The 788-nt window shown below is 70.2% G+C and carries 1 protein-coding gene; it reads right to left on the bottom strand.

Annotated features, from left to right (window positions below; genetic code table 11):
- On the bottom strand, positions 1-788 hold a 788-nt coding region (locus ACTWQJ_RS51920), incomplete at both ends, for a helix-turn-helix transcriptional regulator (RefSeq protein ID WP_443313284.1).

The following is a 788-nucleotide window of genomic DNA, read 5'->3' as shown; positions in this document are numbered from 1 at the left end:
AGTGCGTCGCGGAGGGCGGCGCGTGAGGTGATGCCGAGTTTGGGGAAGACGCGGTAGAGGTGTGAGCTGACGGTGCGGGGTGAGAGGTGCATGCGTTCGCCGATTTCCTTGTTGGTCAGGCCGCCGGCGGCGAGGTCGGCGATCCGGCGTTCCTGCCAGGTCAGTTCGGTGAGGTGCACGGATGTGGTGCGTGTGGCCAGGCCCGATGCTCTCAGTTCGGCTCGGGCGCGTTCGGCCCAGGTGGCTGCGCCCAGTCGTTCGAAGGTTTCGGCGGCGAGGGTCAGTGAGTGGCGTGCTGTTTTGCGTCCTTGGGTGTGGCGTTGGTGGATGCCGTGGGCGAGGTGGATGCGGGCGAGTTCGTAGGGGAAGTGGGGGGCGGCGGGGTGGGTTTCGGCCTGGTGGTAGTGGGCTTCGGCTTGGGTGGGGTCGGTGGTGGTCATGGCGAGGGCGCCGTAGGTGATGAGGGCGAGGCGGGGGGAGATGTGGGGGAGGTCTGCTTTTTGGGCGGCGAGGGCGTGGGAGCGGGCTTGTTGGGTGCGGCCGGTGTGGAGGGCGGCTTCGACGAGGTCGAGGAGGGTGCGGGGGGCTTGGTGGGCGTAGGGGGTGAAGGTGCCGGGGGGTGTGATGCCGATGGCGTGGAGGTAGGCGGCTTCGTAGTCGCCTTCGGTGAGAGCGGCGGTGGTGCCGATGGCGTCGGCGGTCTGGGTGAGGAAGCCGACGCCGCGGGGGCGGGCCCAGGCGTCGACGGTGGCCTGCAACTCCCGGGCCCGGTCCACCTGGCCCCGCAG

The sequence above is a fragment of the Streptomyces sp. KR55 genome, assembly GCF_052245645.1.
GTDB classification, from domain to species: domain Bacteria; phylum Actinomycetota; class Actinomycetes; order Streptomycetales; family Streptomycetaceae; genus Streptomyces; species Streptomyces flavusporus.
Note: the sequence above shows the minus strand (reverse complement) of the source record. Positions and strands in the feature narration are given on the sequence as shown.